Source organism: Bacillus sp. AP50 (assembly GCF_040492675.1).
Taxonomy (GTDB): domain Bacteria; phylum Bacillota; class Bacilli; order Bacillales; family Bacillaceae_G; genus Bacillus_A; species Bacillus_A cereus.
Genome location: NZ_JBEUTW010000523.1, coordinates 1 through 5580 on the forward strand (window position 1 = coordinate 1; position 5580 = coordinate 5580).

Consider the following 5580-nt stretch of genomic DNA (forward strand, 5'->3'; position numbering starts at 1 on the left):
TTTATCTCTTTTCAAGTGGAGAAACTAAGCAAATAGCAAAAAAACATATAAAAGAAATTCTTAATAGTCCTGATGGAATAATAATATTAGTCTTTGCTGCGGCACTTTTAATCGGGGGGATATATTTATTAACATTATGATTTCAGATATCTTAGTTTAAAACGTATAAGGAAATTAATAGCACGCATTAGGAGGTACATAAGTAATGATAGATATAATATTCTCATTCTTCTTAGTGGTTACTTATTTCATTATTTATCTCTTTTCAAGTGGAGAAAAGAAACAACAAGCAAAAGAAAATCTAAAAGAAGTTATTACAGGTGCGGATGGTAAACTCCTATTAGTTACTGTTATGGGAATTCTAATCATGGTAATCTGGTTATATTTTTATGGTTTAGGTTTATGAATATAAACTAAAATCATATCCAAGTATACGAGATAATGGTTCACCTGGGAAGTATGCGTATTATGGTGGAGAATAGGACACTGGTGGTCTTTTTGGAGAAGCTAAATGTGTTATGAAACTGATGAATCGGATAATAGGTAGTATATAAAGGTCTTATCTTTTTATAGGAAGATAAGGCTTTTTTATGCATAAAGAAAAGACACCCTAAGGTGCCTTTCTCTGACTTGAATCACTTTAATTTTAATAACACCATTTTACAACTACAAATATATCTTTAATCTTTCATATAATATTTTAACATTTTTTTCAGTTAATTGCATGTACTGATGAAAAATAGTCTATTTCTTGTAAACTCCTTTTCTCCATAACCACTCAATAGGACCATAGCGGAAATACTTACTCCAAATTTTGCTGAATATAATTTGTACAAATATAATTAAAAGCCCGAAGGTACATAGTTGCCAGTAATATACGTGTGAGACATCTTTCAAGTACAACGAAAGAATGACAAGAGTTATTATACTTTGGCTAATGTAATTCGTTAAAGCATATTTACCTACGTTCATAAAGGGCTGCAGCCACTCTCTATATTTTTTATTCTCACAAACTCTAAGTAGGGTACAAATATAGAATATAGCTAGCGTTTTCCCTCCAAATAGAATCCATAGTTGTATATCCTGAGAGTAATAGACATTCGTTTTTATAAAGTAGTAGATAATAGGATACGAGAGAAGACATGAAATACATAACGAACTCCACTGTAAAAATCTAATTTGCTGTATTAATTCTGGTACCCTTTTAAAAATATTTTTCTTGCCAGCCCATAAACCAATTAAAAATAACCCTATATATTCCGGAATTCCTATTAGTAGTTGCTGAAATTCCTGGGTCATTAGAAAGAAAAGACGTGTTTTTACTTGATGTGAATAATGTGTAAATAGATTTACCGTGTGATTGGTAGTGTTGCCTGTAAACATATATTGATAGTAGTTTGGCACTTCTGGAATAGAAGAACTTGTTCGTAAAAATACAATAATATGTAATACATAACTAACTAGTAGGAAACTAAAACCAGCTATAAAAATAAGCTTAGTAGATCGCTTATAAAAGAATAATAGAATAAATCCAGTTAAAGCATACGCATGTAAAATATCTCCGTACCATAGAAAGGTGAAGTGGAGTAAACCGAAGACTAGTAAGATACACAGTCTCCGTATAAATAGTCTATACATGGGATACCCTTTTGCTTCTGTATTTTTCATAAAGATGTAAAATCCTACTCCAAATAAGAATGCGAAAATAGTATAGAACTTTGATTGAATAAATAAATCTACTAAAAAGCCAATTACTTTATCTATACCAATATAACCCGCTTGATTAAAGGGATCTAGTCCCGTCATAGTGGGTAGATTCGCAAAAAGGATACATAGTATGGCTATACCTCTTATTATGTCTAAAGAATGAATACGGGCGTTTTGTTGCATGTTAATTCTCCTTTCTTACAAAGAAAAACGAGCACTATACTAGCTAGCGCTCGAATTACGTCTTGCAAAGAATCCATCATATGTAGCAGCTGAAACGGCTCCTTCTAGACGTTCAACTTCTTCACCTCTGTTATAAGCTACAACAACTGGAGTACCTGGAATGTCGAACTCTTGAAAGGCACTTTGATTTTCTGGTGTAGAGATATCAATACGATAAATGGTTCTATCATGCTTTTTCGACATACTATTGATGTCTGGAGCAGCCTTTTTACAATAATGACAGCTTGGTTGATAGTAATACGCAATGAATTCTTCATGGGATTGTATTTTTTGCTTTAATTCATCTTTTGAAATATCTTTTATAATCTCAGGTGATACTTTTGCGTCTGCAGCATATACAATTGTTTTTTCTGGTGTTATAGTTTCTGTTTGGACTGATTCATTCTTAGTTAAAGTAAAAATCGCGATACAAGCAACGCATAAAGTTGTGATAACGGCTCCGATTTTATAGACTTTTTTCATAGTAAATTCCTCCTTAAAATAAAAAAGGACAAACCTCGCCCGAGTTAACAGGGCGTAAGGTTTGTCCTTCACGCTACGTACAATAGAGTATAAACAATGGAAACAAATTTTCTATCTATATTTTAACATAGAATCTATATAAAATACTATACAAATTTAAGGCTGCGAAGAAAAAAATAACAAAACATATTTAAAAATTTCACGTACCGAATGGTTAAATTAAAATCACAAAAAATAAGGACATAGGGGCTTTTAAACTTCTTATTTACTGTTATTATTTATTTGTTTCTGAAACACCCAAGAATTTTGAATATGTGTAAGATCATATTCTTCTTATAGATGTCTCGACGCATCATCCAAGCTAAGGTCTTTGAAGGGAGTTGGACTTTCATAGTTTGATGGGTAGTGGTCTTATTATTACATTGAGTAAAATGGAAGGAGTCTAAGGGCTTTGTTTTTTATATAATTTAAGTATATTAAGTAACTTAAATATATCTATACCAATATGAATATAGATATATTACAATGTATTAAGTGAATAAGAAGGAGGTAAGGTGATCGAAACAATTAAAGACGTTGTAGCAATAATCGTTTCAGTGTTCGGAATCATAAACACTGGTTTAGACATCCACTGTAGCGGGAGACATATATCGATATAACTCTTCAGCGAATAAAGATAATTCTTGTTTTTGATTTATATTCATAAAAAGCACGTCACCCTTTCTCATTTACATAAGAAAATAGTAACGTGCTTTTAACTTCAAAAATAGTCTAAAACCTTAAGTTGATGGATGTGTGACGCTACCCCTTTTAGGATGGGAATATCAATGATTGAATATTAATATTCTTTAACTGAGCAACAGTTTCAAAACTGATTTTTAATAGAAAAAAGGGTTACAAGGTTGATTGTAGCCCTTTTTTCAAGTGTTTTTTATTTTATACGAGTCCTATAATGATTACAAGACAGAAGTATGGTTCGAAATAGCGTTGATAATATGAACCCAATCATCACAATGAATTTCGTGCCCCGATCCTTCTAGGGTTAGTAACAAAGCATGCGGAATTTCATTAACAAGAGCAAGACCATGCTCGTATGGAAGCACTGTATCTTCTGTACCATGGATAACCAAAGTTGGTATATTGATTCCTTTTAACTTCCCCTCATAAGAATCATCGCCTTTAAGAAGGGAGTGATTAAACATACTGAGTAGATTATTTGCTCGTTTTATTTCTTTTTCTACCTGCTTATAAGCCCTCTTCTCATCGAATTTATGCTTTGAACCACAGAGTAATGATGATCCTGTAACCAAGTAATTTGCAACAGATTCTTCATCCGACCAATTTAGTTTGGCCCCATTAGCATGGTAAGCGAGTATCTTCTCGTCAATCGGAGGCAAATTACGGTTGTTGTCTTCAGAACCAAAAATACTTGATGCAATCAAAGTTATACTTAGAACTCTCTGTGGGTTTCTTAAGGCTATAATTTGAGCAATCATTCCACCCAATGACATTCCAACAATGTGTGCTTGGTCAATATGATATGCATCGAGTACCCCAACCGCATCATCAGCCATATCTACCACAGTATAATGGGAACTCCCCGGCTCATAAGTAGTTGACCGTCCGACATCTCTATTATCATAACGAATAACATAACGGCCCGTATCAGCTAATTGTTGACAAAATTCTTCATCCCAATAAACCATTGAACACATGGCTCCCATAATCAGTAGTACTGCTGGATCTTCTGAATTGCCAAAGCTCTCTGTACATATATCAATGTCATTAATTTTAATAATTTTTTCATTCATGATTAAATCCTCATTTCATTCGTATTTAGTTAATAAAAAAGACACACTCAAATAAATCCAAACATCTTGAAATAAATAACTGGGCATAACAAATTGTGTTTAAAATTAACGTAAACGAATGAACTTGATAATCATGTTAAACACTCTCCTATAATAAGTGAATAAGAGTAAAACCCTTATTCACTTATTATAACATACCTCTATCATTTGGAATATTGTCTCGTTGTTTCTTTTTAATAATTGAAAAAATAATTCTTGTTGTATGAATCCGCACTCTTAGTTGAAGAAAAAAAGATGTTTATGTAGTCCGAATCTAGATTTGAAATAAAGTAGTACTGTTTATAAAAAAAGTCCTGCCGTTTTGAAAAAATGGTTTTAATTGTATTTTTTTGAACAGTTGTGCTAAAATATAAACATGAATACAAAAAATAAAACAAACAATCAAAAAGAAAAGTCATTTATTGAAAAAGCCCGGAGGGCTCAAATTATGGAATGTGCAATTGAAACACTTGCTGAAGTAGGTTATGTAAAAGCCTCTTTAGGACAAATCGCTAAACGTGCAAAAATAAGTAAGGGGGTTATTTCTTATTACTTTACAAACAAAGAGGAACTTCTAGAGCAAGTTATAATCGATTATTATATAGCTTGCCAGTCCTTTAGTTGTCCGCAAATTGAAGCTCAAACGACCCCAGAAGGAATGCTCCAAACGTATATTGAATCGAATCTGAAATTTATAGATAAACATCGAAAGCATGTATTCGCTGTTATAGAAATTGTTTCAAATGAAAGGACAGATGAAGGGAAACTTCGGTTTGCAGCAGACCATGATGAAACTATTTTTCTTCCCATTAAAAATATTCTACGTTTAGGGATGCAAGAGGGGGTGTTTCGAGAATTTTCCGAAACAGCCTTAAGGGTGATGGCTTTAACAATCAGGCATGCCATAGACGGATTTAGCCTCGAGCTAATGAGGAACCCCGATTTAAACGTTAAAGATTACACTAAAGAACTTATTACAATCTTTGAGCGGACAACTCAAAAGTAACATATCACCCTGATGAGGGGGAAGGTCATGATATTTTATGAGGTTATTTGTTTTTGCTGTAAAAGTGTATTTCGAGTAAATGAAGGAACTGAAAAATATAAGCAATTCAAGGAAAATCCAAAAGGGAAATATTGCTGTGACGAATGCAGTCATAAAATAAGACTGGAAGCAATTAAAAATTTTTTTAGATAGGGGCACTATCTACTTCTTATTTTTGCTAGTTTATAATGTCTAAAATAATTCGACTTAAAATGATTAAATTTTTTTATAAATATTGTTTATATATTCATAAAGGAAAACTCCATTTTAATC

The 5580-nt window shown here is 32.3% G+C and carries 6 protein-coding genes; 3 read left to right on the forward strand and 3 right to left on the reverse strand.

The genetic code is table 11. The features are described 5' to 3' along the window. Positions 1-205: 205 nt before the first annotated feature. Complete coding sequence (locus ABWK52_RS25920; RefSeq protein ID WP_000565399.1) at positions 206-406, forward strand: hypothetical protein; 201 nt, start codon at positions 206-208, stop codon at positions 404-406. Between the two features lie 338 nt (positions 407-744). Here ABWK52_RS25920 and ABWK52_RS25925 read toward each other — a convergent pair whose 3' ends face one another. The 3 genes from ABWK52_RS25925 to ABWK52_RS25935 form a co-directional block, all read right to left on the reverse strand. After that, the gene (locus ABWK52_RS25925; RefSeq protein WP_098541680.1) at positions 745-1890 is read right to left on the reverse strand and encodes a DUF418 domain-containing protein; all 1146 of its coding nucleotides are present in this window, start codon (positions 1888-1890) and stop codon (positions 745-747) included. 39 nt (positions 1891-1929) lie between these two features. Continuing rightward, a complete protein-coding gene (locus ABWK52_RS25930) occupies positions 1930-2412 on the reverse strand; it encodes a thioredoxin family protein (protein WP_097846270.1) in 483 nt (160 codons plus the stop codon). A gap of 956 nt (positions 2413-3368) precedes the next feature. Further along, entirely contained in the window at positions 3369-4223 is an 855-nt protein-coding gene (locus tag ABWK52_RS25935) for an alpha/beta fold hydrolase (RefSeq protein WP_098318706.1), read from the reverse strand. Positions 4224-4638: 415 nt separating this feature from the next. Here ABWK52_RS25935 and ABWK52_RS25940 point away from each other — a divergent pair, with 415 nt between their 5' ends. Together ABWK52_RS25940 and ABWK52_RS25945 are read left to right on the forward strand one after the other, a co-directional pair. Then, complete coding sequence (locus ABWK52_RS25940) at positions 4639-5268, forward strand: TetR/AcrR family transcriptional regulator (RefSeq protein ID WP_073540908.1); 630 nt, start codon at positions 4639-4641, stop codon at positions 5266-5268. Positions 5269-5295: 27 nt separating this feature from the next. Further along, positions 5296-5460: a DUF2197 domain-containing protein gene (locus tag ABWK52_RS25945; protein WP_069355893.1), complete on the forward strand. Its 165-nt coding sequence runs from the start codon at positions 5296-5298 to the stop codon at positions 5458-5460. The last annotated feature ends 120 nt before the right edge of the window (positions 5461-5580 follow it).

Bases quoted from the DNA above. Each gene is read 5' to 3' on its own strand.
- ABWK52_RS25920 (WP_000565399.1), top strand. From the start codon at position 206: ATGATAGATATAATATTCTCATTCTTCTTAGTGGTTACTTATTTCATT.
- ABWK52_RS25925 (WP_098541680.1), bottom strand. From the start codon at position 1,890: ATGCAACAAAACGCCCGTATTCATTCTTTAGACATAATAAGAGGTATA.
- ABWK52_RS25930 (WP_097846270.1), bottom strand. From the start codon at position 2,412: ATGAAAAAAGTCTATAAAATCGGAGCCGTTATCACAACTTTATGCGTT.
- ABWK52_RS25935 (WP_098318706.1), bottom strand. From the start codon at position 4,223: ATGAATGAAAAAATTATTAAAATTAATGACATTGATATATGTACAGAG.
- ABWK52_RS25940 (WP_073540908.1), top strand. From the start codon at position 4,639: ATGAATACAAAAAATAAAACAAACAATCAAAAAGAAAAGTCATTTATT.
- ABWK52_RS25945 (WP_069355893.1), top strand. From the start codon at position 5,296: ATGATATTTTATGAGGTTATTTGTTTTTGCTGTAAAAGTGTATTTCGA.